At 64.0% G+C, this 26,006-nt stretch carries 20 protein-coding genes and 1 other RNA gene; 10 read left to right on the top strand and 11 right to left on the bottom strand.

The window, feature by feature from the left end; all coding sequences use genetic code 11:
• Positions 1 to 6 precede the first annotated feature (6 nt).
• Together nfo and PG896_RS03235 are read right to left on the bottom strand one after the other, a co-directional pair.
• On the bottom strand, positions 7 to 864 hold the full coding sequence (gene nfo, locus PG896_RS03240) for a deoxyribonuclease IV (RefSeq protein WP_010674619.1): 858 nt from the start codon (positions 862 to 864) through the stop codon (positions 7 to 9).
• 169 nt (positions 865 to 1,033) lie between these two features.
• On the bottom strand, positions 1,034 to 3,070 hold the full coding sequence (locus tag PG896_RS03235; RefSeq protein ID WP_010674618.1) for a glycoside hydrolase family 3 protein: 2,037 nt from the start codon (positions 3,068 to 3,070) through the stop codon (positions 1,034 to 1,036).
• 231 nt (positions 3,071 to 3,301) lie between these two features.
• Between PG896_RS03235 and PG896_RS03230 the strand changes: the two genes are divergently transcribed.
• Positions 3,302 to 4,312: a helix-turn-helix transcriptional regulator gene (locus tag PG896_RS03230; protein WP_010674617.1), complete on the top strand. Its 1,011-nt coding sequence runs from the start codon at positions 3,302 to 3,304 to the stop codon at positions 4,310 to 4,312.
• Here the strand turns inward: PG896_RS03230 and PG896_RS03225 are convergent.
• Complete coding sequence (locus PG896_RS03225) at positions 4,292 to 5,227, bottom strand: LysR family transcriptional regulator (RefSeq protein WP_010674616.1); 936 nt, start codon at positions 5,225 to 5,227, stop codon at positions 4,292 to 4,294. The two genes, PG896_RS03230 and PG896_RS03225, sit on opposite strands and share 21 nt — an antisense overlap.
• A gap of 130 nt (positions 5,228 to 5,357) precedes the next feature.
• Here PG896_RS03225 and PG896_RS03220 point away from each other — a divergent pair, with 130 nt between their 5' ends.
• On the top strand, positions 5,358 to 6,116 hold the full coding sequence (locus tag PG896_RS03220) for an SDR family NAD(P)-dependent oxidoreductase (RefSeq protein WP_010674615.1): 759 nt from the start codon (positions 5,358 to 5,360) through the stop codon (positions 6,114 to 6,116).
• 95 nt (positions 6,117 to 6,211) lie between these two features.
• Here PG896_RS03220 and PG896_RS03215 read toward each other — a convergent pair whose 3' ends face one another.
• Positions 6,212 to 7,645, bottom strand: a complete 1,434-nt coding sequence (locus PG896_RS03215) for a glycoside hydrolase family 1 protein (RefSeq protein ID WP_221366498.1) — start codon at positions 7,643 to 7,645, stop codon at positions 6,212 to 6,214.
• Between the two features lie 163 nt (positions 7,646 to 7,808).
• Here PG896_RS03215 and PG896_RS03210 point away from each other — a divergent pair, with 163 nt between their 5' ends.
• Positions 7,809 to 8,726: a LysR family transcriptional regulator gene (locus PG896_RS03210; protein WP_043156115.1), complete on the top strand. Its 918-nt coding sequence runs from the start codon at positions 7,809 to 7,811 to the stop codon at positions 8,724 to 8,726.
• A 101-nt stretch (positions 8,727 to 8,827) separates the two neighbouring features.
• A complete protein-coding gene (locus PG896_RS03205) occupies positions 8,828 to 10,402 on the top strand; it encodes a sensor domain-containing diguanylate cyclase (RefSeq protein ID WP_270835372.1) in 1,575 nt (524 codons plus the stop codon).
• Positions 10,403 to 10,483: 81 nt separating this feature from the next.
• Here the strand turns inward: PG896_RS03205 and PG896_RS03200 are convergent, their stop codons facing one another.
• Positions 10,484 to 12,781 (bottom strand): FdhF/YdeP family oxidoreductase, encoded by a 2,298-nt coding sequence (locus PG896_RS03200; RefSeq protein WP_270835371.1) that lies wholly within the window; start codon positions 12,779 to 12,781, stop codon positions 10,484 to 10,486.
• Positions 12,765 to 13,550 carry a formate dehydrogenase accessory sulfurtransferase FdhD gene (gene fdhD, locus PG896_RS03195; protein ID WP_045524794.1) on the bottom strand — a complete coding sequence of 262 codons (786 nt, stop codon included), beginning with the start codon at positions 13,548 to 13,550 and terminating at the stop codon, positions 12,765 to 12,767. Before fdhD ends, PG896_RS03200 begins: the two co-directional genes overlap by 17 nt.
• A 160-nt stretch (positions 13,551 to 13,710) precedes the next feature.
• Between fdhD and PG896_RS03190 the strand changes: the two genes are divergently transcribed.
• Positions 13,711 to 14,589 (top strand): LysR family transcriptional regulator, encoded by an 879-nt coding sequence (locus PG896_RS03190; protein WP_270835376.1) that lies wholly within the window; start codon positions 13,711 to 13,713, stop codon positions 14,587 to 14,589.
• 62 nt (positions 14,590 to 14,651) lie between these two features.
• Here PG896_RS03190 and PG896_RS03185 read toward each other — a convergent pair whose 3' ends face one another.
• A complete protein-coding gene (locus PG896_RS03185) occupies positions 14,652 to 15,503 on the bottom strand; it encodes a type 1 glutamine amidotransferase domain-containing protein (RefSeq protein ID WP_270835370.1) in 852 nt (283 codons plus the stop codon).
• 117 nt (positions 15,504 to 15,620) lie between these two features.
• Between PG896_RS03185 and PG896_RS03180 the strand changes: the two genes are divergently transcribed.
• The 5 genes from PG896_RS03180 (at position 15,621) to yjfF (ending at position 21,445) form a co-directional block, all read left to right on the top strand.
• The gene (locus PG896_RS03180; RefSeq protein ID WP_270835369.1) at positions 15,621 to 16,586 is read left to right on the top strand and encodes a LysR family transcriptional regulator; all 966 of its coding nucleotides are present in this window, start codon (positions 15,621 to 15,623) and stop codon (positions 16,584 to 16,586) included.
• Positions 16,587 to 16,869: 283 nt separating this feature from the next.
• Positions 16,870 to 17,829 (top strand): galactofuranose ABC transporter, galactofuranose-binding protein YtfQ, encoded by a 960-nt coding sequence (ytfQ, locus tag PG896_RS03175; RefSeq protein ID WP_010674607.1) that lies wholly within the window; start codon positions 16,870 to 16,872, stop codon positions 17,827 to 17,829.
• Between the two features lie 85 nt (positions 17,830 to 17,914).
• Positions 17,915 to 19,423, top strand: a complete 1,509-nt coding sequence (gene ytfR / locus PG896_RS03170; protein ID WP_010674606.1) for a galactofuranose ABC transporter, ATP-binding protein YtfR — start codon at positions 17,915 to 17,917, stop codon at positions 19,421 to 19,423.
• Position 19,424: 1 nt separating this feature from the next.
• The gene (locus PG896_RS03165) at positions 19,425 to 20,462 is read left to right on the top strand and encodes an ABC transporter permease (RefSeq protein WP_270835368.1); all 1,038 of its coding nucleotides are present in this window, start codon (positions 19,425 to 19,427) and stop codon (positions 20,460 to 20,462) included.
• A complete protein-coding gene (gene yjfF, locus PG896_RS03160) occupies positions 20,438 to 21,445 on the top strand; it encodes a galactofuranose ABC transporter, permease protein YjfF (protein ID WP_010674604.1) in 1,008 nt (335 codons plus the stop codon). Before PG896_RS03165 ends, yjfF begins: the two co-directional genes overlap by 25 nt.
• A gap of 182 nt (positions 21,446 to 21,627) precedes the next feature.
• Here the strand turns inward: yjfF and PG896_RS03155 are convergent, their stop codons facing one another.
• The 4 genes from PG896_RS03155 to arcD form a co-directional block, all read right to left on the bottom strand.
• The gene (locus tag PG896_RS03155) at positions 21,628 to 22,656 is read right to left on the bottom strand and encodes an MBL fold metallo-hydrolase (protein WP_104452898.1); all 1,029 of its coding nucleotides are present in this window, start codon (positions 22,654 to 22,656) and stop codon (positions 21,628 to 21,630) included.
• Between the two features lie 638 nt (positions 22,657 to 23,294).
• Positions 23,295 to 23,391, bottom strand: an RNA gene (gene ffs / locus PG896_RS03150) — signal recognition particle sRNA small type.
• Positions 23,392 to 23,493: 102 nt separating this feature from the next.
• Positions 23,494 to 24,282 (bottom strand): sulfite exporter TauE/SafE family protein, encoded by a 789-nt coding sequence (locus PG896_RS03145; protein ID WP_042014760.1) that lies wholly within the window; start codon positions 24,280 to 24,282, stop codon positions 23,494 to 23,496.
• Between the two features lie 91 nt (positions 24,283 to 24,373).
• The gene (gene arcD / locus PG896_RS03140; protein ID WP_010674600.1) at positions 24,374 to 25,810 is read right to left on the bottom strand and encodes an arginine-ornithine antiporter; all 1,437 of its coding nucleotides are present in this window, start codon (positions 25,808 to 25,810) and stop codon (positions 24,374 to 24,376) included.
• Positions 25,811 to 26,006 lie beyond the last annotated feature (196 nt).

Genomic DNA, 26,006 nt, shown 5'->3' with positions numbered 1-26,006 from the left:
CCGGCATCACGCCGGGCGCGGGCTCCCGGCCAGGCTGCGCAGCCAGCTTAACTCCTCGCCCCAGATGGACTCGTCGATGGTCTCGAGGATAAGCGGGATGCCGTCGAAACGGTCGTCGTTCATGATGTGGTGGAACACCGCCTCGCCGAGGTTGCCCTCCCGCAGGCTGTGGTGACGGTCGACCCGACTACCGAAGGTACACTTGGCGCCGTTGATATGCATCCCCTTGAGGTACTCGAACCCCACGATGCGGTCGAAGTCGGCAAACACCGCCTCGCACCCCTCGGGGGTACGCAGATCGTAACCGGCGGCGAAGGCGTGGCAGGTGTCAAAGCAGACGCCGACCCGACTCTTGTCCTCTACCCCGTCGATGAGGGTGGCCAGGTGCTCGAACGACCAGCCGAGGTTGGTGCCCTGGCCGGCGGTATTCTCGATCACCGCCGTCACCCCTTCGCTGCGCTCCAGCGCCCAGTTGATGGACTCGCTCACGAGCTTGAGGCTCACCGCCTCGGGGATCTGCTTGAGATGGCTGCCCGGGTGGAAGTTCAGGTAGCACAGCCCCAGTTGCTCGCAGCGCTTCATCTCGTCCAGAAACGCATCCCGGGACTTGGCGAGGGCGTCGGGGTCGGGATGACCCAGGTTGATGAGGTAGCTGTCGTGGGGCAGGATCTGCTCGGGACGAAAGCCCTCCTTCTCGCAGGCGGCCTTGAAGGCGCGAATACTGGCCTCGGAGAGGGGCGCCGCCTGCCACTGGCGCTGATTCTTGGTAAACAGGGCGAAGGCGTTGGCCCCGATGGCTTTGGCCCGGGCGATGGTGTTTTCCACCCCGCCCGCCGCACTGACGTGGGCTCCGATAAATTTCATCTCATCTCCTGTGCACTGTGACCGGGTGCCTGCCACACTGGCCACCGCACCCGTTGCCGGGGCGCCATTATGCCCAAGCCAACCCCTTGCGCCAAACCGGGATTGTCGATGGGGGCAATGGAAAAGGCGCCCGAAGGCGCCTTGATGAGAGACAGAACATCCCTGTCCGTCAATAGGCCAGACCGGCCCCGTAGGGATAGAGCGGGCTTTGTGAGTCCTTGGCCACGTCCGGGGACTGGGCCAGCACCGCCTGCCAGCTCGAGGGCAGCTCGAAGGGGAGCTTGCCACGTGCCTTCTGGGTGCCGCTCATGACATCGAACAGGGCCTGATCCAGGGCGCCGAAGTTGGCGAGCAGCACCCGGGCCGCCGGGGCCACCTCGGTCAGGATGGCGGGCCTGTCCAGATAGACGGAGAGCACCAGGGGCACCCCGGCCTGCTCGATGGCCTGGATGGCGGCATAGTCATCCGCGCCGCGGTAGACCCCTTCGTGGGCCGTCTCCTGCACCACCTGAGCATTGCTGGCAAAGCCGAGCTGGCCGAAGTGGATGCTGCCAAACGGGAAGCGGGGGTCCTGCTCGCCCGGGGCGTTGACCCGCACGATGGCAAGCTCCGCGTCGGCCAGGTTCGTCACCACCGTATAGCCGTTGGCCCTGGCCACCTCGGCGTTGACATTGTGCAGATAGACCCGCTTGCCGTCCGCCTTCAGCGGCAGCAGGGCCCCCTCGTTCTTCAGCAGCACGTGAGACGCCGCCTGGGCGGCCTGGGCCTCCTGCTGGAACTCGGCCTTGCCCACCAGGGCCACCGCGGCCTCGGCATCCACATAGGGATTCTCGAAGAGCCCGAGGGCAAACTTCTGGGCCAGGATCCGCTCGGCCGAAGTGGTGATGGCCGCCTCGGTCACCAGACCGCTCTGCACCGCCGCCAGCAGGGGAGCCGGATCTTCCACGCCACCGAACTGATCCACCCCGGCGTCGATGGCCTTGGCATAACGCTCGGCCTTGGTGAGCTTCTCCACGCCCCAGGACATGCCAAAGGGCACGGTCCAGGGGCTCACCCCGGCATTGACTTCATCCTGGGTCAGCCCCTGCTCGCAGCGGCTGTCACAGTCATTGACGATGCCCCAGTCGCTCAGCACCACGCCGTCAAACTTGAAGTGGCCCCGCAACAGATCCGTGATGATCTGGCGGTTGAAACCAAACCCCACCTCCTCGACGGGCTGCCCATCCTGGGTCAGGCCCAGGGGCATGGCGTAATAGGGCATCACGGCGGCCACCCTGGCCTCGAAGGCACCCTCGAAGGGCACCAGGTGGTAAGCAAACTGGCCGCCGGGGTAGACCTGCTCCTTGCCCCAGGGGTTGTGGGCATCCAGCCCGTCCTTCTGGGGACCGGCCCCGGCGAAGTGCTTGACCACGGTGACCACGCTCTCCTTGCCTATCCCCTCGCTCCCCTGCTGGAAGCCCTCGATGTAGGCCTTGACCAGGGACTTGGCGAGCAGGTTGTCTTCCCCGAAGGTGCCGTTGATGCGGCCCCAGCGCGGCTCGGTCGCGAGATCCGCCTGGGGCGAGAGGGCCTCGTGGATGCCGACGGCACGGTACTCCTGACGGGCGATGTCGCCAAAGCGCTGCACCAGGGCAGCATCGCCGATGGCGGCCAGCCCCAGGGTCTCGGGCCACTGGGAGAAGGCCCCGGCACCGATGCTGGTGGCGTTCGGATCATGGGTGAAGTGGTTGCGGGGATCCGTGCTCACCGTCATGGGGATGCCGAATCCCACCCCTTCCAGCAGGGCCTGCAGGGTGTTGTTGTCTGCGGCGATGGCCGCCGGATCACCGGCCATGCGGGTGATGAAGGTGTTGACCCCGTCCTCGCGCAGCATCTTGTCCATGGCCGCGAGGTTCACCCGCCCCGCCCCGTCCAGCACCAGGGTGCCGTGCATCATCAGCCCTGCCTTCTGGGCCAGGGTGAGCCTGCCCACCAGATCCCGGGCCCGCTCGGCGGCGCCGAGGCGCCAGTCCTCGTAGGGGGTCAGGGTGCCGCTGCCATCGAGATCCTTGAATTGCAGGCCGTCCTGCTCGATGAGGGTGACGGTGCGGTGGCCCAGAACGGGCTGCTCGGGCTTGGGGGTGGAATCGTTGTCGTTGCACCCTGCCAGCAGCAGGGCCCCGATGGCGAGGGCGACACGGGTTCGGGAGAGCGAGTGGTGTTTCATTGTTGTTATCTTCCTTGTGTGTGTAGGAGTCGCCACTCTATGCAAAAGCGGCCCCTCTCACTTGCCCGTCGGGTGCAGGAAGTTGCCGGTTGGGAGCAGGATTGAAAAGTGTGAAAAGGGTTGCAGGGTTACCCTTGGTTACAAATCTGAAACATGAAAGCGGCGCTGGCTCACGGCAATCCGCCGCCGTTGGCCGATGATGGTGGGCCACCGCTGACAAGGATTTTTGCCGTGAAGACCGTCTCCAACCGGATTGCCCTGCACTGCCTCAACCACTGGCAGGCCCGCGGGCGGGATCCTGCTGCCCTCCTGCACCCCTGCGGCATCGCTCACGAAGAGCTGCTGATCCCCCAGGGGCGGCTCGACACCGGGCGCCACTTCCGGCTGCTGGCCGGGGCAGCCCCCCACGTGGATCTGGCCCTCGACTGGACGCCCCCCGCCCTCCCTGGCCTCTTTGCCGACTTCATGTCGCTGGCGAGCCTGTGCTGCAACGCCGCCACCCTTCGCCAGGCCCTGCACTTCTTCCTCGCCTACCGCCCCCTCATCGGCGAGAGCGACGAGATCCGCCTGCAAGAAGAAGAGGGGCAGGCCAGGATCAGCTACCACTCGGAGTCCGATCACCCGGACGTCATCGCCCTGAGCAGCCTGGCCAACCTCTGCCACCTCTATGCCCTGCTCCAGTTCTACCACCCGGGCCAGGGGCTGCTGGTGCTGCCCACCCCGGTACGCCCCAGGCTGTGGCGTGAGCTGGCAGGCTGGCTGGAAGGGCGGTTGCAACAGGGGGCGGACTTCGAGCTGCGCTTTCCCGCCGCCTTGCTCGATCTCGCCCACGGGCAGTGCAACCTGCCCCTGCAACCCCTGCTGCTCGGGGAGCTCGACCGGCAGATGGCCCAGCTTCGCCCAAGCAGCCGCTACCGGGACAGGGTGATGACACTCATCCGCCAGCAGCTGTGGCAAGAGAGCGCCGAGGCCTCCTCTCTGCTCGATGGGGTGTGCGAGCACCTCAAACTGACCCGCTGGACCCTCAACCGCCATCTGCGGGAGGAAGGGTGCCACTTCTCGGGCCTGCTGGAGCGGGTGCGCCGGGAGGAGGCCTGCCGCCTGTTGCAGGATCCCGCCCTCCCCCTGCAGACAGTGGGGGAGCGCCTGGGTTTTGCCCGCCAGAGCAGCTTTACCCGCTTCTTTCGCGAGGAGTTTGCCCTCTCGCCGAGGGAGTTTCGCTCAAGGCGCAGCCGCCTCTGAGGCGCCCCCGAGATGGGCGGCGAGCAACCCCGCCAGCCAGTGGATGAAGAGCTGGACCCTGGGGGCCAGTTGGCGGCGATGGGCATAGAGGGCGTGGATGGGGAGCGGCGGCGGCTGCCACTGGGGCAGGATGCTCACCAGCTCGCCCCCCGCGAGCAGGGATTCGACCCCCACCCGCGGCATCTGGATGATGCCAAGCCCCGCCAGCGCCGCCGCCAGGTAGGTCTCGCTGTCATTGACCATGAGGGCCCCCGCCATGGGCAGCAGGGCGCGGTGGCCATCTTCCGCCAGGTATTCAAAGCCGGGCTCGCTGCGCCCCTGCCCGGCACCAAACCCGGAACCATAGTGCACCAGCCGGTGGCCCGCCAGATCCCCAAGGGTGCGGGGCACCCCGTGGCGAGCCAGGTAGCCTGCGCTGGCACAGTTGATCTGGCGATAGTGACCAAGGGGCCTGGCCACCAGGCTGGAGGGCTCAAGCGCCCCGACCCGCACCACGCAGTCAAACCCCTCGCGCACCAGATCCACCCGCCTGTCCGTGCTGCTCAGCATCAGTTGCAGGGCGGGATGCTGCGCCAGAAAGTCCGGCAGGGCCGGGATCACCAGGTGACGGGCCATCCGGCTTGGCATGTCGACCCGCAGTTGTCCCGAGATCTGCCCCCCCTGGCGAAACAGGCCGTCAAACTCCTCCATGTCCGCCAAAAGCTCCCGGCATCTGGCATAGCAGAGCTGGCCGTCCGTGGTGAGCTGCACCCGCCGCGTGGTACGCAGCAGGAGCCGGGTCCCCATGCGCTCCTCCAGCCGACGGATGGCGGCAGAGAGGGTCGCCTTGGGGATGCCCGTCTGCTCGGCGCAGCGGGTAAAACTCTCCAGCTCGGCAACCCGCACGAAGGCTCTCATCGCATCCAGTTGATCCATGGCCTGATTGTCTCGATTAACGGAACAGTGATTCTATTATCACGCTATTTATCCAGTTTAAAAGGAACAATACAGTGATCCGGTCGGCTCGTATCGAGCCTGTGTCCGCCACCCTGACAGGAGTCATACCATGACCAGACCCATCGCCCTCATCACCGGGGCCAGCCGCGGCCTTGGCAAGCACGGGGCCCTGGCCCTCGCCGCCAAAGGCGTCGACCTCATCATCACCTATCGCAGCCAGGCCGCAGAGGCGGAGGCGGTGGTGACCCAGGCCCGCGCCCTCGGCGTTCGGGCCCATGCCCTGGCTCTGGACGTGGGCGAGAGCGCCACCTTCGCGGCCTTTGCAGAGGAGGTGACGCAACTGCTCGCCCGGGAGTGGCAGCGCACCCATTTCAACTTCCTGGTCAACAACGCCGGGATCGGCATTCATGCCAGCTTCGAGCAGACCACGGAGCAGCAGTTCGACACCCTGCTAAACATCCACCTCAAGGGGACCTTCTTCCTGACCCAGGCGCTCCTGCCCCTCCTGGCAGACGGCGGTCGCATCCTCAACCTCTCCACCGGCCTCACCCGCTTCGCCATGCCGGGTTATGCCGCCTACGCCGCCATGAAGGGGGGCGTCGAGGTGCTCACCCAGTATCTGGCCAAGGAGCTGGGCCCCAGGGGCATCGCGGTCAACGTGCTGGCCCCCGGCGCCATCGAGACCGATTTTGGCGGCGGCGTGGTGCGCGACAACAAGGGAGTCAACGACTTTCTCGCGAGCCAGACCGCCCTTGGCCGGGTGGGTCAGCCCGACGACATCGGTGGCGCCATCGCCGCCCTGCTCTCCGATGACTGCCGCTGGATCACAGCCCAGCGCATCGAAGCCTCGGGCGGCATGTTTATCTAGGCGGTCATGATTGCCTGCTGCACAAACAAGGAAGGCCCCCTCCGATGAGGGGGCCTTCCGGCATTGGGCAGACGAGGTGCGGCGCACCGGGCCCGTTACAGGGTCTTGCCACCGCTTGCAATGACCTGGCTGTACCAGTGGAAGCTCTCTTTCTTGATGCGACGAAGAGACCCTCCCTGCTCGTCCCTGTCCACGTAGACAAAGCCGTAGCGCTTCTGGTAGCCGTTGAGCCAGCTCAGGATGTCGGTGAAGGACCAGGCGCAATATCCAATCAGCTCGACCCCGTCCTGCATCGCCTCCTGGCACGCCTTGAGGTGGCTGTGCAGATAGGCGATACGGTAGTCGTCGTTCACCCTGTCCCCGGCTTCCAGCTTGTCGAACTCCCCCAGGCCGTTCTCGGTGATCATCAGCGGCAGGGCGTAGCGGGAGGAGAGCCGACGCAGGGCGATGCGCATCCCGGTGGGATCGATGGCCCAGTCCCAGTTGCTGGTCTCAAGGTGCGGATTGGGGGCCGTCTTGTAGAGGCCGGGAATGCCGCTGGAGGGCGTAGTGCCCTTCTTGCCCGTGGTGTTGATGCGCTGCATCGTCTGGCCGCCGAGGGGGTTGTCGGTGAAGGTCAGGGTGTAGTAGTAGTTGACCCCGATGTAGTCGGGGGTGCCTTCGCGCAAGAGCTCGAGATCGCCCGGCAGGATCTCCGGCGCCTCGCCGGTCTCCCGCAGATAGGCGAGCGCCGCCTGGGGGTAACGGCCGAAGCAGTAGGCATCCAGCCACCAGAGGTTGGTGAACTCCTCGGCATTCTCGAACGCCAGCATGTCGCTCGGGGCGCAGGAGGCCGGATAGGCGGGGGAGTATGCAAAGCTCGGCCCGATCAGGCCGTTTGGCACGTGCTGGCGAAACGCCTTGATGACCCGGGCATTGGCGAGAAACGCGATGTGGTTGGCGGCGAAGAAACGCTTCCTGTCCTGCACCGCGGGAGGATGGGTGCCAAGCTGGTAGGCGTTGGTCAGGTTGTAGTTCTGCTCGTTGAGGGACACCCAGTACTTCACCTTGCCGGCGAAGCGCTGATAGAGAGTCACGCAATAGCGCTCGAAGTCGTCGATGATGCGCCTGTCTTCCCAGCCGCCGTACTCATCCTGCAGGGCCTGGGGGAGATCCCAGTGATAGAGGGTCAGCACCGGCTCGATGCCGTGGGCCAGCAGGGCGTCGATGAGCCTGTCGTAGAAGGCGAGCCCCGCCTCGTTCACCTCGCCACGCCCCGTCGGGTAGATGCGCGGCCAGCTCACCGAGAAGCGATAGGCCTTGAGCCCCATCTCGGCCATCAGCGCCACGTCCTCTTCCACCCTGTGGTAGTGATCCACCGCCACGTCTCCGTTGCTCCCGTCAAAGGTCTTGCCCGGCAATTTGGTAAAGCTGTCCCATACCGAGGGGCCCTTGCCCTCCTCGTTCCAGGCCCCTTCCACCTGATAGGCGGCGGAGGCGGCGCCCCAGAGGAAACCGTTCGGGAAGTCGTTGAACTTGTGATGATGCATCTGGTGTTGCTCCTTCTGCGCGGATGGCGGGGGCCATCCCGTGATACGTCGACCCCGTACAGGGGCCCGAAATGAGTTGGCACCAGCATCCAACACTTCTAGAATTCCGTCCAATGACAAATATGGCCACCTATCATTCCTATCTGGAATCAAGCGAGACACCATGGAGTTAAGAGACCTGAAAGCCTTCGTCACCCTGGGGGAGGTATTGCACTTTGGTCAGGCGGCGGCGCGCCAGCACGTCACCCAGTCGGCCCTGAGCAAGCAGATCCGCCGGCTGGAGGCGGACCTTGGCGGCGAGCTGTTCGAGCGCAACGCCGGCAGCACCCGGCTGACGGTGCTCGGGCGCGCCCTCTACGCCGACGCCTGCACCCTGGTGGCCCAGAGCGAACAGCTCGCCCGCAGCGCCCGCGACGTGCTGGCGGGCCACGCGGGTACTCTGCGCATCGGCTTCGGGGTCGCCACCAAGCTGCTGGTGCCCGCCGCCATCGCCCGCTTTCGGGCCAGCCGCCCCGGGGTCGCCATCGAGCTCAACGATCTCTCCACCCATCACCAGTTGCTGGCGCTGGCGGAGGGGCGGCTGGATCTCGGCTTCTGCCGCCTGCCCGCCCCCAAGGGCTGGCCGGTGCTGCCCGTGGTGCGCGCCCATTTCGTCGCCGTGCTGCCCGCAGGCTATCAGGGGGTGGCAGGGCTCGCCGATCTTCAGGAGAAGCCGCTCGCCATCCTGCGCCGGGACAAGGCCCCCTCGTTTCACGATCAGTTCGTGCACTATCTGGCCCAGAGCGGGCTGCGCTTCCAGGACATCCAGTACGTCAACGACTTCGCCGCCGGCATCGCCACCGCGGCGGCCGGCATCGCCTGGACCCTGGTCCCCTCCTCCACCACCATTGAGCATCCCGATGTGCTGACCCTGCCCCTCGAGGAGGCCGACGCGAGCTGGATCATCGGGCTCATTCGCCCGCCGGGCAACGACAATCCCCTCGTCGCCCCCTTCTGGCAGACGGTGGCGGAGCTGGCGGATCCCGCCCTCACCGGCCTCATGACGACAGGGGACGGGGCTGCCGCCCGGGACACGCCATGAAAGGGAACCATTCGAGAATCACATTAACGATGGCATTGGGCGGTCACCCCCCTTAAAATTGCCGCACTGCCCCGACGCCACGACAAGGATCCGTTTCGTTCATGCACTCTCACTGGCTGCTGAGGTTTGATTTGCATCGCCTCATCCTTGCGCTGGCCGTCATCGGCGTGCTGGCTACCTTTGGCAACAGCTTTTACGCCATCTATCAGGCACAAAGACAACTGCTCATCGACAGCACCCTGGAGGCAAACCGGGTCTATGCCACCAAGCTCGCCGCCTCCACCGAGACCATGCTGCGCTCGGCCCAGGGACAGCTGGCCTATGGCGCGGCCCGGCTCGCCCCCTTGCTGCAGGGCAACGACCTCCATGGACTCGAGGAGGTGGCAGGCCAGTTGCGCCAGCAGACCAACACCTTCAACTCGGTGGCCATCGTGAACACCGACTCCGTCATCGTCGCCGTCTCTCCCGAGGCATTGCATGTGAAAGGGGTCAAGCTCACCTCGGCCAATGCGAGCCGGACCCTGGCAAGCCAGCAGCCCCTCATCGCGGATCCCCTGGTTTCCCTCACTGGCAACTACCTCATCAGCCTCTCCCACCCCATCTTCTCGGCAGACAAGCGCTACCTCGGCTATGTAGCCGGCACCATCTATCTGGAGTCCGCCAGCGTGCTCTCCAGCCTGCTGGGGCAGCACTACTACCAGGATGGTTCTTATCTTTATGTGGTGGACCGCCAGCGCACCCTCATCTACCACCCGAACCCGGAGCGCCTCGGCCAGAAGATTGGCAAGAACCGGGTGGTGGATGCGGTACTCAAGGGGCAGGATGGCGCGCAAAGCGTGCTCAACTCCCGGGGCAGCGAGATGCTGGCAGGCTTTGCCCCGGTGGCGGACGCAGGCTGGGGGATAGTGGCCCAGCGCCCCCGCAGCGCCACCCTGGCCGGCCTGGATGAACAGATGCTGGAGATCCTCAAGGGGATGATCCCGGTCACCCTCTTCATTCTTTTCGTCATCTGGCTCTCGGCCACCATCATCGCCAGACCCCTGCGACAACTGGCCAACCGGGCCGGACTCATGGATCAGCAAGGGGCCGCCACCAGCATCTCGGGGATCCGCGCCTGGTATTTCGAAGCAGCCCAGTTGAAGCAGGCCATCCTCAAGGGGCTGGGGCTGCTCAACACCAAGATCAACAAGCTGCACACCGACAGCCACACCGACCCCATGACGGGCCTGTTCAACCGCCGGGCCATGCAGCAGATGTTGGACGAGTACGAGGTCGAGCGTCAGCCCCTGACGGTGATTGCCCTGGACATCGATCACTTCAAGGCCATCAACGACCGCTTCGGTCACGACGTGGGGGATGCCGTCATCGTCTCCCTCGCCACCCTGATGCAGCAGGATCTGCGTTCCGATGCCGCCTTGTGTCGAAGCGGCGGCGAAGAGTTCCTGCTGCTGCTGCCCGGGGTCTCCCTTGCACAGGCGCAGAAGATCGCCGAGCGCCTGCGTACCCGGGTGGCGAGCCACGACATGGAGGTAGCTGGCCACATCACCATCTCCCTCGGCGTCGCCCACTGGGGAGCGGATGCCACCAGCATCGCCGCCGTGCTCAAGGAGGCGGACAAGGCGCTCTATGATGCCAAGAACCAGGGCCGAAACTGCGTGGTGGTGGCCCTGGGCTGATCGGCCCAGGCTTTGCCGGGCACCGCCCGGCCATAAAAAACCCCTGCCATGGCAGGGGTCGGACGGTATCCATATGAGGAATCAGAGCGTGACGGCCAGGCTCTCGACCGAGGCGGCGCTCGGGGTCACCAGTACGGGCACCGATTTGGAGGTGGGGGTGAAAGAGCCCTCCCCTATGCTCTCGATGGCCACCAGGGGGTTGGTCTCCGGGTAGTAGGCGGCGATGTTGCCTTTCGGGATCTCGTAGAAGATGACGCTAAAGCCCCGCACCACCCGCTCGCGCCCGTCGTTGCACACCGCACTCATGTCCACCCGCTGCTCCTCGGCGAGCCCCAGCCTCCTGGCATCCTCCTCGTTCATGAAGACCACGTTGCGTCGCCCCTTGATGCCGCGATAGCGGTCATCCATGCCATAGATGGTGGTGTTGTACTGATCGTGGGAGCGCAGGCTCTGAAGCAGCAGCACGGGCTGGTCCACCATCTGCTCCGCGTGGCTGGTGCACTCGGGCAGGATGGAGTCCGGCAAACGGCTCGCCCTGAATTCGGCGCGCCCGCTCGCGGTGTTCCAGCGCAGCAGGGCAGCGCTGTTCTCCAGATGGAAGCCGCTGGGCTCCTCGATGCGGCGGTTGAAGTCGCCAAAGCCCGCGATGGTCTCCTCGATGAGATCCCTCAGCAGCCCGTAGTCATCCCGCAGCGCCAGCCAGTCCACCCGATCGCTGCCAAGCGTTGCCTCGGCCATGCGGGCCACGATGTCTATCTCGGAGAGACAGAGCGGCGAGACCGGCTCGTTCATCCCGGTGGAGGCGTGCACCATGCTGAACGTGTCCTCCACGGTGATCTTCTGCACCCCGGTGCGCTGCTGATCGAGCTCGGTACGGCCCAGGCAGGGCAGGATCAGGGCATCTTTTGACACCATGAGGTGGCTGCGGTTGAGCTTGGTGCTGATCTGCACGTTGAGCTCGCTCCTTCGCATCGCTTCATAGGTGAACTCGGTATCCGGCGCGGCGGCTGCCAGGTTGCCCCCAAGGCAGATGAGCACCTTGCTCTTGCCGCCATGAAGGGCTTTAAGGGCCTCGTAGACGTTGTGCCCCGGCGTGCGCTTGAAGCCCACCGGGAAGCGGCGCTCCAGGCGATCGAGGAAGGCGGCATTGGGTTTCTCGTTGATCCCCATGGTGCGGTTGCCCTGCACGTTGCTGTGACCGCGCACCGGACAGAGTCCGGCCCCCGGCTTGCCAATCTGGCCGCACATCAGGTGCAGGTTGACGATTTCGCGAATGGTGTCGACCGAATGCTTGTGCTGGGTGATCCCCATGGCCCAGCAGCTGATCACGCTCTCGCTGCTTGCGAAGATCTGCGCCGCCCGGGTGATCGCCTCCCGACCGAGACCGGATTGCGCCTCGATCTGCGTCCACTCCGTGGCCTTCACCTGGGCCACATACTGATCAAACTGCGTCGTATGCTGCTCGATAAAGGCGAGATCGATGCGCCCCCCCTCCTCTTCCAGGATGTATTTCGCCATGCCGCGAATGGCCGCCATGTCACCGCCAAGTTTTGGCGTGAGGTACTGGTGGCTGATGGTGGTGGCCGCCGGGGTCAGTAGCTCCGCCGGGCTCTGGGGGCTCGCGAAGCGCTCGAGGGCCACCTCTTTGAGGTTGTTGAAGGTGACGATCTGGCACCCCTGGCGCGCCGCCTTGCGCAGGGCGTTCATCATGCGCGGGTGGTTGGTGCCCGGGTTCTGGCCAAAGACGAAGATGGCTTTGGCGGCGTCGAAATCATCGAGCACCACGGTGCCTTTGCCCACCCCGACGGACTGGATAAGCCCCACCCCGCTCGCCTCGTGGCACATGTTGGAGCAGTCGGGGAAGTTGTTGGTGCCATAGAGGCGGCCAAACAGCTGATAGAGGTAGGAGGCTTCGTTGCTGGCGCGTCCCGAGGTGTAGAACTCCACCTCGTCGGGGCTGGCCAGGCTCTTGAGTTTGTCGGCGATGAGGGCAAACGCCTGATCCCAGCTAACCGGCTCGTAGTGATCGGTGGCCGGGTTGTAGCGCAGGGGCTCGGTCAGTCGCCCCTGGTATTCGAGCCAGTAGTCGCTCTGGGTGGCGAGGCGACGCACCGAATGCTCGGCGAAGAAATCGGCCCCCACCGTCTTGCCGGTGGATTCCCAGGCCACCGCCTTGGCGCCGTTCTCGCAAAACTGGAAGGCCCCCTGCTTGTTGTCACCCCAGGCGCAGCCGGGGCAGTCAAAGCCGTCGGTCTGGTTGACCCGCAGCAGGTTCTTGATGTTCTGGCGGGTCTTCTGGCTGCGCAGCACCTGCTTGAAGGTGGACTGCAGGGAGGAAAAGCCGCCGGCCTTGGCCGGTTTCTCAATATGACTGGACATGGGAGTCTCCAACGTGATCCTGGGCGCGGGGGCTGGCATAGCAGACCGGGGCATCGGATCGGGGCACATGGATCAGGGTCAGGTTGTACTTCAGGGCCAGTCGCACCGCGAGCTGACTGGGGGAAGCAAGGCTGATGAGGTGAGCGGCGCCAAATTGTACCGCCTTGTGAATGAGTTCGCTGCCGCAGCGACTGGTGATGACCAGGGTGGCAGCCTGCACCGGCTGGCGCAGCTGCATGCCGATGAGCTTGTCCAGGGCGTTGTGCCGCCCTATGTCCTCCCGGCAGGCCAGGATCTCGCCGCGATCATCCAGCGCCAGGGCGGCATGAAGGGCACCGCTCTGGCGGGCCTTGCTCTGCCAGGGGACGATGCGCTCCCGCAGATCCTGCAAAGAGGCGGTGTCGAAGGGGGCGCCCGGGGTCAGCGGGGTGAGCACGGGCAACGCATGTTCGATGGCCTCCACCCCGCAGATGCCACAGCCGCTGGCACCGGCCAGGCGGCGCTTGCGCTGGCCAAGCACTGCCAGACAGCGGTTGGCGATGGTGACATCGAGCACGATGCCGTGCTCGGACGGGGTGCTCTGGATATCGTGCACATCGTGGTTGCCCCCGATGATCCCCTCGCCAAACAGAAAACCGATGGCGAAATCGTCGAGATCGTCCGGGGTGGCCATCATGACGGCATGGTTGATGCCGTTGATGTTGACGGACACGGCCACCTCCTCCACCAGCTCATCCAGACTGGGCAACCGTGAATTGAAAGGGATCATGCGAGACGCTTATAAGCTGTATTCGGGCCTCAAGTTTAGATAAGCCGCCGCGCCAAAACCAATGAAACAAATCTATTCACCAATAGATAACTTCTATTGCCATCGGGATGTCGATTGATTAACTTTGTCAGCCATCCTCCACGTCAAACGCCCCTCTTCGATGAATATCAAGCAGTTGCACTATTTCTACGAGCTGGCCCAGCACCGTCACTTCGCCAAGGCGGCCAAGGCTTGCTTCATCACCCAGCCGACCCTGTCGGCCAGCATCACCGCTCTGGAGAAGTCACTTGGCACCGAACTGGTGGTGCGCAACAGCCAGTTCGTAGCCCTGACCCAGGCGGGGGAAGTGGTGCTGCACCACGCCGAGCGGATGCTTCAGGAGCAGGATGCCATGCGCCAGGAGCTCAGCCTCTTTCGGGGCGGGCTGTCGGGTGCGCTGCGCATCGGCGTCGTGCCCCAGTCGAGCATCGACATCATGCCGCTGCTCAAGGGGTTCAATGACGCCTACCCCAAGGTGGGCCTGCACCTCTGCGTGATGACCCATGCCACCCTGATGGAGCAGCTGGATCTGCATCGCATCGACATCGGGCTCGGCTTTGACGAGTTGCTCACCGAGCATCAGCGCCGCTCCCTCGACGTCCAGCTTCGCCACCCCAACCCCATGGCCCTGCTGGGCCCCCTGCCTGCCCACTGCGCCCCGACCGGGCCGCTGACCCTGGCGGACCTGCAAGATCTCCCCCTGATCCTGCCAAGCACCACCATGCAGTTTCGCCGCTACCTGGACGAGGCCGCCGCCCGCCAGCAGATCAGCCTGCGGGTGGTGCTGGAGACCGACTCCCTGTTCCACCTGGTCAACGGGGTGAGCCACGGCCTCGGCTGCGCCGTGGTCAGCGCCGGCATCGCCGCCACCGCCCAGCAGCTCTTCAAACTGCCCTGCCATCCCTTGAGCGATGCGAGCGCAGGCACCATCGCCTTCATCACCCGAAAACACAGTGTCACCCCCGCCATGAAGGCGTTTCTCGCCAAGGCTGGGGCATGAAAAAGGCAGCCCATGGGGGCTGCCTGCACTGATCAAGGGGGGAACTTGCGCCTCTCCTGGCGTCAGCCTGCCCCTTGCTGTTTGTCCAGCGCCGCGATGAAGGCGCTCGCCAGGGCGTGATCGGAGAAGGGATTCTGGCCTGTGATGAGCTCGCGATCGATCACAACGCCAGGCTGCCAGGGTGCCACGAACTGCATGCTGCCACCGGCCTGGGCCATGGCCTTCGCCGGGTAGTAGCGCAGCTTGTCACCCCCAAGGGAGCCTTCAAACACCGCCTCTTCCTTGTCGGAGAAGATGGTCATCCTGTAACCGTCGTAGATCCACTCTCTGGCGCCGTCCGCCTTGCCTGCAATGACCGACGGCTCGAACCCGGCCGGATCCGCCTGTGCCGCCAGCAGCGCGATGGGGCCGTGGCAGATGGCGGCCGTGGGTTTGTGGTTGTCATGGAAGTGGCGAAGCAGGGTCCCCACCTCGGGATCCTTGGCAAGATCGATGAGGGGCGCGTGGCCGCCGGGAATGAAGAGGCCGGCATAGCGCTCGGGACCGGATGCCAGCACCTCCCTCAGGGAGAGCACCTTGCCGGCGCCAAGCAGCCCCTCCACGACGGCGCCGATGCGCACCATCTCCTGCGGGTTGCCACCAAAGTACTGGGGATCGACGGAGTGTTTGTCGACAACGGGCCGGTTCCCTCTCGGGGTCACCGGGGTCAGGGTATAACCGGCCTCCAGCAGGGCGGCGGCAGGCACCCCCAGTTCATTTTGGTAGAAGCCGGTGGTCAGGCTCTTGCCCCCTTGCAGCGGCAGTTCGGTCTCGCTCGAGAGCAGCACCAGGATCTCGCCTTTCGGGGCGGCGCTGGCCGCAGCGGAGGTCGCCAGCAGCAGTGAGGCCAACACGGCCTTGAGGGTGTTCTTCATCGTGATCTTCCTTTTGATGGCAGTGATCGATCGGGCGGCCACCGGGCCGCCCTCGATGAGCAATTTACTGATTACCCAAGGATGAATAAACTCACACCATTGAACTTGATTATTTACATGGATGAACATATGTCCCGTGCCTTCGACCCCGTCCAGCTCGGCACCATAGAGCTCTTTTGCAAGGCAGCCGAACTTGGCAGCTTTACCGCCACGGCTCAGGTACTGGGGGTAACGCCCGCCTCAGTGAGCCGCTCCATCCAGCGTCTCGAGGCCAGGCTCGGCGTCAAACTCTTCCATCGCACCACCCGCAGCGTGCGCCTCACCCATGACGGGGAGCTCTATCGGGAACAGTGCCAGCAAGCGCTCGAGCAGATCGCCGAGGCCGAGCGGGCCATCACCGGTCGCCAGCGCCACCCCAGAGGAGTGCTGCGCATCAGCGTGGGCACCGTCTATGCCCACCACCGTCTGGTGCCCCTGCTGCCGGGCTTCATGGCGGCCTATCCCGAGGTCGAACTGGAGCTCAATGTCTCCAACAGGAACATCGACTTCGTGGAGGATGGTTACGATCTGGCCATCCGGCTGGGAGAGCCGCGCGATGGGCGGATCATCGCCCGCAAGCTGGAGGATGCCAGCCTCGGGGTCTTCTGCGCCCCCGATTATGCCGCCCGCCGCCCCGCGCCAACCTCCCTGGAGATGCTGTCGCAACACGAGCTGATCCAGTTCATCACCCCGAGCACGGGTCGCCCCTTCCCCTGGCAGTTCGTGAACGAGCAGGGGGACCCTGTCGACCTTCATGTTCAGAGCAGACAGCGGGTGCTTGACGATGTGCTGGCGGGCCTGGGCTGGGCGGTGGCTGGGGGCGGTCTGTTCCAGATCTACCATTTCGTGGCAGCCGAGGCGCTGTTGCAAGGCAAGCTGATCGAGGTGATGACCCCCTTTGCGGGGCGATCCCGCCCCTTCTACGCCCTCTATCCACAGCACCGTCACCTCTCGGCCCGGGTCCGGGCCTTCGTGGATTATCTGCTGGCAGCGGTGCACCCAGAGGGGTCGCCTGTGCCAGGGGAATATCCCCCTCTTCGTTGACGAGGGCCCCTCATCTGCGTGCCTGCGCCCCCGATACCGGGGGCAAAAAGCAGGTGGCACTCTGGACACAATGGTTGCCTAATTAAATAAATATGCATAAAAATCAATACAGGCAGGGCTCGATATATGAACTCTTCTGCTGTTTGTATGAAGCATCGTGCTGCTAAAAATTTTCTGTGAGCCACCTCCCGCCGTTTAATTCAAGAGCCTATAACCTTGACCCGTACAATAAAAACCTGACGTGTTCCGGTTTATTTCACCATGCATCACAAAGGAGTGTCATATGTATAAAAAAGTGAAACTGGCGAGCATTATCAGCACCCTTATTCTCTCGGCCACTGCATATTCTGCAGAGATGACCGTGGGCTTCTCGCAAATTGGTTCTGAATCCGGGTGGCGAGCTGCAGAAACATCGGTCGCCAAGAGCGAAGCCCAAAAACGCGGCATCATCCTGAAAATTGCCGATGCCCAGCAGAAACAGGAGAACCAGATCAAGGCCATTCGCTCCTTTATTGCCCAGGGGGTGGATGCCATCTTTATTGCCCCCGTGGTACAGACTGGTTGGGAGCCAGTATTGCAGGAGGCGAAAGAGGCCGAGATCCCGGTCTTCCTGCTGGATCGCAATATCACGGTAAAAGATGACGGTCTCTTCATGACCGGGGTCGCCGCCGACAGCGTCCACGAAGGGGAAGTGGCAGCCCAGTGGCTTATCAAGCAGCAGGATGGCAAACCGTGCAACGTGGTGGAATTGCAGGGCACAGTGGGTGCCAGCGTGGCGCTGGATCGCAAGAAGGGCTTCCTCGACACCGTCTCGGCCGTGCCCACCATCAAGATCATCCGCACCCAGTCCGGCGACTTCACCCGCAGCAAGGGCAAGGAGGTGATGGAGAGCTTCATCAAGGCGGAAAATAGCGGCAAGAATATTTGCGCCGTCTACGCCCATAACGATGACATGGCCATCGGCGCCATCCAGGCCATTAAAGAGGCCGGGCTGAAACCGGGCAAGGATATCAAGATCATCTCCATCGATGGCGTGCCGGATATTTTCAAGGCGATGATCGCAGGCGAAGCCAATGCCTCGGTGGAGCTCACGCCGAATATGGCGGGACCGGCCTTCGATGCCCTGCTGGCCTATAAGAAAGATGGCACCCTGCCCCCCAAACATATCAAGACGGAGTCCAAACTGTTTGAGCCCGGGAGTGCCGAGGCGCAGCTCGAGCTGAAAAAAGACATGGGTTATTAATCCCGCTCCCCCGCCAGACTGTCACATAGCGCGCCATATAAGTGATTGAACTTGTATGGCGCGCTATATCGGAGAGCCAATGTTCATGTCAGAGAACACTCACGATGTCGTATTGAATGCACGCGGAATATGCAAGGCGTTTCCCGGAGTACGAGCCCTGCATCAGGTGGACTTCTCCCTGCGCCGGGGAGAGATCATGGCGCTGCTCGGCGAGAACGGGGCCGGCAAGTCCACGTTGATCAAGACCCTCACCGGTGTCTATCAGCGAGACGCCGGCCGTATCGAACTCGATGGCGTCCCCATCTCCCCGACGGACACCGCCCATGCCCAGCGTCTGGGGATAGGCACCGTCTATCAGGAGGTCAACCTGCTGCCGAACATGTCGGTGGCGGACAACCTCTTCATCGGCCACGAGCCACGCCGTTTCGGCTTCATCGACCGGGGCGCCATGACCCGGCAGGCCAGCGCCATCATGGCCAGCCACGGCTTCGAGATGGATGTCACCCTGCCCCTCGACCACTACTCGGTCGCCATGCAGCAGATCGTGGCCATCGCCCGGGCGGTGTCACTCTCCGCCAGGATCCTGATCCTGGACGAGCCCACCGCGAGCCTGGATGCCAGCGAAGTCCAGATGCTCTTCTCCCTGATGACGCGCCTGCGGGATCAGGGGGTGAGCCTCATCTTCATCACCCATTTTCTCGATCAGGTCTACGCCATCAGCGATCGCATCACAGTGCTGCGCAACGGCGAGCTGGTCGGCACCCGCGACACCCAGGCACTGCCACAACTGGAGCTGGTCAAGATGATGCTGGGACGCGAGCTGGACGACAATGCCCTCAAGCGGGCGGGCAAAACACTGCGCAGCAACCAGCCCATGGTGTCGTTCAGGGACTATGGCAAGCGGGGAGTCATCACCCCTTTCAGTCTCGACGTCATGCCCGGGGAGATAGTGGGCCTCGCCGGCCTGCTCGGGTCCGGTCGTACCGAGACCGCCGAGCTGATGTTCGGCATAGTCCCGAGCGATAGCGGCGAGTGCCGGGTGCGGGACAAGCCGGTGACCATCCGCTCTGCACGCCAGGCGGCCGCCAACGGCTTTGGTTTCTGCCCGGAGGATCGCAAGAGCGCCGGCATCATCGCCTCGGCCTCGGTGCGGGAGAACATGGTGCTGGCCCTGCAAGCCCAGCGGGGCTGGTTGCATCCCCTGTCTCGCAAGGAGCAGGACGAGATCACCGCCCGCCTCATCGAGCAGTTGGCCATCAAGACCCCGGGACCAGAGCAGCCCATCCAGTTTCTCTCCGGGGGCAACCAGCAAAAGGTGCTGCTCGCCCGCTGGCTGCTCACCAAACCCCAGTTCCTGATCCTGGACGAGCCTACCCGGGGCATCGACGTGGGGGCCCACGCCGAGATCATCCGCCTCATCGAATCCCTCTGCGCCAACGGGCTGGCCCTGCTGGTCATCTCCTCCGAGCTCGAGGAGCTGGTGGGCTATGCCGATCGGGTGATCGTCCTTCGTGACAGAAAACAGGTGGCAGAGCTTGCGACGGACGCCCTGAGCGTCCCTGCCATCATGAACGCCATTGCATGTGAGGCCTGATATGACGTCATCCATTCTCCCCCTCGCCAAGGGGTCGCGCGCCCGCAGGGAGTGGCCCACGGGCTCGGCCCAGTGCGCCGCCCTGGTGTGCGTGCTGCTCATCAATGCCCTGGTCGCCGACAACTTCTTCGCCATCCACATCCAGGATGGGCGGCTGTTTGGCAGCCTCATCGACATCCTCAACCGCTGTGCCCCGGTGGCCCTGCTCTCCCTCGGCATGACGCTGGTGATCGCCACCGGCGGCATCGACCTGTCGGTGGGAGCCGTCATGGCCATCAGCGGGGCCACCATGGCCAGCCTGGCCACCGGCGGTCACAGCCTGCCGGTCATCTTCGCCGCTGTCATCGGGGTGGGCCTTCTGTGCGGCCTGTGGAACGGCCTGCTGGTGGCGGTGTTCAAGATCCAGCCCATCGTCGCCACCCTGATCCTCATGGTGGCGGGCCGGGGCATCGCCCAGCTCATCACCGAGGGGCAGATCATCACCTTCAACAACGACGCACTCGCCTGGATCGGCAGCGGCTCCCTCTTCTATCTGCCCACCCCGGTCATCATCACCCTGGGCATGGCGCTGCTGCTCTGGCTGCTGACCAAGCGCACCGCCCTCGGCCTCTTCATCGAAGCGGTGGGGATCAACATCAAGGCCGCCAAGAACGCCGGGCTCAACACCCCCATGGTGGTGATCGCCACCTACCTGCTGAGCGGCATGATGGCCGCCGTCGCCGGCATGATAGTCGCCGCCGACATCCGGGGTGCCGATGCCAACAACGCCGGACTCTGGCTCGAGATGGACGCCATTCTGGCGGTGGTGATAGGGGGCACCTCCCTGATGGGGGGGGCGCTTCAACCTCGCCATCTCCCTGATCGGCATACTGATCATCCAGGGGGTGAACACCGGGATCCTGCTCTCCGGCTACCAGCCCCAGTGGAACCAGATCGTCAAGGCCCTGGTGGTGCTGGCGGTGCTGGTCATGCAGTCACCGGCCCTCAACCACCTCTTCCAGCGAGGGACTCGCCATGTTTAAACGCAACCTCCCCCTGATGGTGACCATCATGGTCTTCGTGCTGGGCTATCTGCTCTGCCTGGCCTCCTTCCCAGCCTTCATGTCCACCCGCATCATCTGCAACATCCTGACGGACAACGCGTTTCTGGGAATAGTGGCGGTGGGCATGACCTTCGTCATCCTCTCGGGGGGCATCGATCTGTCGGTGGGGGCCGTCATCGCCTTCACCGGCGTGCTGCTGGCAACCCTCATCGGGAAGCTGGGCGTCAGCCCCGTGCTGGCCATCCCTCTGGTGCTGGTGCTCGGGGCAGGCTTTGGCGCCCTCATGGGCTGGCTGATCGACACCCTGAAGATCCCCGCCTTCATCATCACCCTGGCGGGCATGTTCTTCCTGCGGGGGGCCAGTTTTCTCATCTCCGAGCAGTCCCTGCCCATCGATCACCCCACCTTCACCTACCTGTCGAGCCTGTCGTGGAAGATACCGGGGGGCGGTCGCCTGAGCCTGCTGGCCCTCATCATGCTGGCGGTGGTGGTCTTCGGCATCCTGCTCGCCAACCGCACCCGCTTTGGCAACAACGTTTACGCCATCGGCGGCAACGCCACCTCGGCAGCCCTGATGGGGATCTCGGTGCGCCACACCACCATTCGCATCTACCTGCTCTCCACCACCCTGGCGACCCTGGCAGGCATCGTGTTCGCGCTCTATACCTCGGCGGGCTACCCGCTCGCCGCCGTCGGGGTCGAGCTCGATGCCATCGCCGCCGTTGTCATCGGCGGCACCCTGCTGAGCGGCGGGGTGGGCACCGTCTTCGGCTCCCTGTTCGGGGTGCTGATCCAGGGGTTGATCCAGACCTACATCAACTTCGACGGCACCCTCAGCTCCTGGTGGACCAAGATCATCATCGGCCTGCTGCTGTTCAGCTTCATCGCCCTGCAGCGCCTGCTGATCCTGGTTTCGGAACACCGCAAGGCCAACAAGCCAGGTCCCTTCAAGCGCCAGGTTGCCGCCCAGCCCGAGTGAGGTATCAGCAAGACTCTGGTGGCAGAAGATAACGCGGCAAGGCGCTCCCGTGCGCCCTCCCCGCCTGGCCGTCGCGGGTCCGGCGCAGAGGATGGGGAGGCAGCGGGGGCGCTCACAGGGCCCGGCCCCAACCTCCCGCACGCCCCTTTGAGGGGTGACACCGTCTTTGGAAGGCACTCAGGTCAATCGCGCCACCAGGGGCTACCCTCATGGGGGCTCAGCACCTCCAGAGGCTCCCCCATGACAGGCGTGGTCAGGGGGATCTGTTGCTCGGCAGCCAGTCGGGCAATCTGCTCAAGCGGGTCGTTCCAGCGGTGCATGGCCAGATCGAAGGTGCCGTTGTGCACCGGATAGAGCCATTTCCCCCCGAGATCGTGAAACGCCTGCGCCGTCTGCGCCGGGAGCATGTGCACCAGCTCCCAGCGCTTGTCGTAGGCCCCGGTCTCGAGGAAGGTCACGTCGAACGGACCGTAGCGCCTGCCAATCTCCTTGAAACCGTCGAAGTAGCCGCTGTCACCGCTGAAGAAGAGGTTGACCCCCTCGCCGCGAATGACCCAGGAGGCCCAGAGGGTCTGGTTGCCGTCCCCGAGGCCACGGCCGGAGAAATGCTGGGCCGGGGTCGCTACCAGGGTGACACCGCCCACCCGGGTCTGCTGCCACCAGTCCAGTTCGCGGATCTTCTCCTTCGCAATCCCCCAGGCCATGAGGCGCGCCCCCACCCCGAGGGGCGTGATGAAGTGGTCGACCTTCTCCTGCAGCGCCAGTATGGCCCCGTGATCGAGATGGTCGTAGTGATCGTGGGAGAGGATCACCCCCTCGATGGGGGGCAGCGCCTCCAGGGTGATGGGCGGTTGATGCCAGCGCTTGGGGCCGAACCACTGCACCGGCGAGGCCCGCTCGCTGAACACGGGATCCGTCAGCCAGAACGTGCCCTGCAACTTCAGCAGCAGAGTGGAGTGGCCGAGGCGCCACACGCTGTTGTCCGGCGCCGCGATGAGCCCCTCCCGGGTCATGACCTGTACCGGAATGGCGCGATCCGGCACCGTGCCCTCAGGCTTGGCGAACAGAAAGTCCCACCAGAGCCTGGCCCCTTCCCACAGACTTCGCGCCTGGGGTGTCACGGCATTGTTGAACCGGCCCCCATGATATTGCGAGGAGTCCGGGTGTTCGGGCAGGCCCGGTTTGAGTAGAGATGCGATCATGCCAATCATCAGGGCTCCTTTGAGCAACCACAGAAAACGGCGCCCCTCAGGGGCGCGAAAAGAGGCTGACGGGGTCTGCATTCATGCCACGCCTGTCAGCCTGGTCTCTGGTGAGTCGAGAGCAGCCCCTGCACGGGGCCTCACCATCCATAAAACAGAACGGGAGAGTCGCACGGTATGAAACCGGTTCCCGGCGTCTCCAGTAACGGCAAGATAGCCTGCCCGGGCTCCCGCCACCAGAGGGGTTCGCGTTGCCGCGTGGCCCCGGCATGGTGTCGCATCAAGCGCATGGCCTCACCTGCTCTGCCGGCGCCAACAAAAGGAGGCGTCAGATGGCGTACTGCAAGAGCTTGCAGTGCTGAAAGTCAGAAGATGGCTGGGCCATAGAGGCCACGGGAGGTGACTGAGGGAAAGCATGATCTCAAGAGGACAGTGCTGAAGATCAAGAGGAAGTTTGAGCCAGGCGCGGTCTGAAGCCTGATGAACGCCCATAGGGCACAGGCTCACCTTGCGGTAGAGCAAATAGCATGTGAAGAGAGCTGAAAATGCACTTTGAAGACTCCTGATTCATCCACATGAAGTGGATTACCAAGAGGTCTGAAGGGGGTATTAGCTGTAACTTGTTGAATGGCAGAAACAGGTGGTGGCCCTACCAGCCACATCCCGGCACTCGAGTCCCCCGCCTTGGCTGCTACCTTCCGGTCCTGACCAGGTCGACGGGTTATCAATGCGAGAGGACCAATAGGACCACCGGCGAGGAGAATAGGCAAACTGGCCCCTCAATGCAATGGCTTTCTACCGCATCACGAGCCGTTCGCCTTATTTTTCAACAATCTGGCCAAGGGTTCAGCTAAAGAGCATGAATTTGGCACCCACCAGCAACATGAGCAGGGCAAAGGCCTGCTTGAGCCGCCGGGGTGACATTCGGTGTGCCAGTCTGGCGCCCAGACGGGCAAACTGGGTGCTGGTGAGCACGATGCCAAGCAGGGCTGGCAGATAGATGAATCCGACGCTCCACTCGGGCAGATCGGCGTCTCCCCAACCGGCATAGAGGTAGCTGAGGCTGCCTGCCAGGGCGATGGGCATGCTGCAGGCGGCGGAGGCGGCCACGGCGTTGCGCATGGGCACCGAATTCCAGGTGAGGTAAGGCACGGTCAGCGAGCCGCCACCGATGCCGAACAAGGCCGACATCCAGCCGATGACGGTGCCCGCGATCCCGGTACCAAGGGGGCCCGGCATGTGTCGCTCCGCTTTTGGCCTCAAATTGAGCCCCATCTGCAGGGCCATGGTCCAGGCGAAGCAGCCGATGATGATGTTGAGGGTGCTGGCGCTGAGCAGGTTGGCGGTCATGCCGCCGAGCCAGGCACCGACCAGCATGCCGGCGCCCAGGCGCCGAATCATTCCCCAGTCCACCGCCCCGGCCTCCTGGTGTGCACGCAGGGAGCTGAAACCGGTGAAGATCATGGTGGGCAGCGAGGTGCCGAGGGCCAGATGGGTGATGATCTCCGGCGCCACGCCCTGTGCGTGAAAACTCAGGACCAGCACGGGGACGATGATGAGGCCGCCGCCGATACCGAACAGCCCGGCCAGCATGCCCGCGAAGGCGCCCAACACCAGATAGCCCACAAACAGCATAAACATTCCTTCAATAACGAAACAGCGGTCAACTTGACCGCCATTATCCATAAAAAAGAGATGGCATCTTGCCATCTCTTTATTGTGCCGATTAATGCAGGGGAATGGTACCGTCCATCACCTTGTAGAACGCCAGCACGGCGCAACCGAGCAGGGCTGCCGTCATCCCCTGCTCCAGCCGGTTGAGGCTGCGCAGGCCGTGGTGCTGACGCGCCTTCCAGTAGATGAAGATCCCCGGGCTGTAGAGCAGCGCCACCAGCAAGAGGTACTCCACCCCGGCGGCATAGACCAGCCAGCAGCCATAGACGGTGGCCACCAGGGCCAGCAGCAGGTCGCGCTTGCGCTGATGGGGCTGGCCCGCGTAGGTCTCCCCTTTCAACGCCAGCTTGAGGCCGTAAGCACCAGAGAAGACATAGGGCACCAGGGCCGCCGAGGTGGCGATGTTCACCAACGCCAGATAGGTGCTGTTCTGGAAGTAGATGATGATGAGGAAGATCTGCACCAGGCAGGTGGAGCACCAGAGCGACACCTTGGGGGAGCCGTTCTTGTTCTCCTTGGCGAACCAGGCCGGGAAGACCCCGGTCTTGCCCGCGATGTAGGGCACTTCCGCCGCCAGCACGGTCCAGCTCAGCAGGGCCCCCATCACCGAGATCACCAGGCCGATGTTGATGAGCCAGGCGCCCCAGGGGCCGACCACGGCTTCCAGGATCATGGCGGTGGAGGGGTTCTTGAGGGCCGCCAGTTGCGGCTGGTTCATGACCCCCAGGGAGAACAGGGTCACCATGACGTAGAGCGCCAGGGCGCCGAGCAGCGCCAGCACGGTGGCGCGGCCCACGTCCTTGCGATGGCGGGCACGGGCGGAGACCACCACGGCCCCCTCGATGCCGATGAAGACCCAGAGGGTCACCTTCATGGTGGACTTCACCTGATCCATCACGGAGCCGAGCTCGGGACTCCCCTGCCCCCAGAGATCCAGGGTGAAGGTCTCCATGTTGAAAGCGAGCAGGATGGCTACGCAGAAGACGATGAGGGGCACCATCTTGGCGATGGTGGTGACGATGTTCACCAGCGCCGCCACCTGGATGCCGCGCAGCACCAGGGCATGCACCGACCAGATGAGCAGGGAAGCGAGCGTGATGGCGACCGGAGTGTTGCCGTCACCGAAGATGACATTGTCCGGCGTGTCGAAGAAGTAGCTCAGCGCACTGAACACCACGATGGCGTAGGAGACGTTGGCCAGCAGCTGGCACAGCCAGTAACCCCAGGCGGCGTTGAAGCCGACGAAATCCCCGAACCCGGCCTTGGCGTAGCTGAAGATGCCGCCATCGAGATCCGGTCTACGCATGGAGAGATTCTGGTAGACCAGGGCGAGGCAGATCATGCCGATCCCCGTGATGGCCCATCCCAGGGCGACGGCCCCGGCACTGGCGTGCGCTGCGATGTTTTGCGGCAGACTGAAAACCCCGGCACCGACCATGGAGCCGATCACCAGCGAAATGAGGGCACCCAGCCCCAGTTTCTTGTCCATCTCAAACCTGTTTTATTAGGCGGCGGCTGAGCATCCGTATTCATACAGCGCGCGACATGGGAGGGGCTAGAAATCCGTACCCCGTGAAAAAGGCGGCAACTATATTGCATGACTATTCCGGCCGCAATCCCTCTTGCCGTCAATCATGAGCCGCCTTGACCGCGCGCAATTTTACAGCACTGACCCGGGGTGCCTG

The organism is Aeromonas sp. QDB30, from assembly GCF_027707645.1.
In the GTDB taxonomy this organism is placed as follows: Bacteria; Pseudomonadota; Gammaproteobacteria; order Enterobacterales; family Aeromonadaceae; genus Aeromonas; species Aeromonas caviae.
This window is presented reverse-complemented; position numbering and strand designations above follow the sequence as displayed.

Excerpts from the sequence above, each read along its gene's own strand:
- nfo (WP_010674619.1), bottom strand. The coding sequence starts at position 864 with ATGAAATTTATCGGAGCCCACGTCAGTGCGGCGGGCGGGGTGGAAAAC.
- PG896_RS03235 (WP_010674618.1), bottom strand. The coding sequence starts at position 3,070 with ATGAAACACCACTCGCTCTCCCGAACCCGTGTCGCCCTCGCCATCGGG.
- PG896_RS03225 (WP_010674616.1), bottom strand. The coding sequence starts at position 5,227 with ATGGATCAACTGGATGCGATGAGAGCCTTCGTGCGGGTTGCCGAGCTG.
- PG896_RS03220 (WP_010674615.1), top strand. The coding sequence starts at position 5,358 with ATGACCAGACCCATCGCCCTCATCACCGGGGCCAGCCGCGGCCTTGGC.
- PG896_RS03215 (WP_221366498.1), bottom strand. The coding sequence starts at position 7,645 with ATGCATCATCACAAGTTCAACGACTTCCCGAACGGTTTCCTCTGGGGC.
- PG896_RS03210 (WP_043156115.1), top strand. The coding sequence starts at position 7,809 with ATGGAGTTAAGAGACCTGAAAGCCTTCGTCACCCTGGGGGAGGTATTG.
- PG896_RS03205 (WP_270835372.1), top strand. The coding sequence starts at position 8,828 with ATGCACTCTCACTGGCTGCTGAGGTTTGATTTGCATCGCCTCATCCTT.
- PG896_RS03200 (WP_270835371.1), bottom strand. The coding sequence starts at position 12,781 with ATGTCCAGTCATATTGAGAAACCGGCCAAGGCCGGCGGCTTTTCCTCC.
- fdhD (WP_045524794.1), bottom strand. The coding sequence starts at position 13,550 with ATGATCCCTTTCAATTCACGGTTGCCCAGTCTGGATGAGCTGGTGGAG.
- PG896_RS03190 (WP_270835376.1), top strand. The coding sequence starts at position 13,711 with ATGAATATCAAGCAGTTGCACTATTTCTACGAGCTGGCCCAGCACCGT.
- PG896_RS03185 (WP_270835370.1), bottom strand. The coding sequence starts at position 15,503 with ATGAAGAACACCCTCAAGGCCGTGTTGGCCTCACTGCTGCTGGCGACC.
- PG896_RS03180 (WP_270835369.1), top strand. The coding sequence starts at position 15,621 with ATGGATGAACATATGTCCCGTGCCTTCGACCCCGTCCAGCTCGGCACC.
- ytfQ (WP_010674607.1), top strand. The coding sequence starts at position 16,870 with ATGTATAAAAAAGTGAAACTGGCGAGCATTATCAGCACCCTTATTCTC.
- ytfR (WP_010674606.1), top strand. The coding sequence starts at position 17,915 with ATGTCAGAGAACACTCACGATGTCGTATTGAATGCACGCGGAATATGC.
- PG896_RS03165 (WP_270835368.1), top strand. The coding sequence starts at position 19,425 with ATGACGTCATCCATTCTCCCCCTCGCCAAGGGGTCGCGCGCCCGCAGG.
- yjfF (WP_010674604.1), top strand. The coding sequence starts at position 20,438 with ATGTTTAAACGCAACCTCCCCCTGATGGTGACCATCATGGTCTTCGTG.
- PG896_RS03155 (WP_104452898.1), bottom strand. The coding sequence starts at position 22,656 with ATGATTGGCATGATCGCATCTCTACTCAAACCGGGCCTGCCCGAACAC.
- PG896_RS03145 (WP_042014760.1), bottom strand. The coding sequence starts at position 24,282 with ATGCTGTTTGTGGGCTATCTGGTGTTGGGCGCCTTCGCGGGCATGCTG.
- arcD (WP_010674600.1), bottom strand. The coding sequence starts at position 25,810 with ATGGACAAGAAACTGGGGCTGGGTGCCCTCATTTCGCTGGTGATCGGC.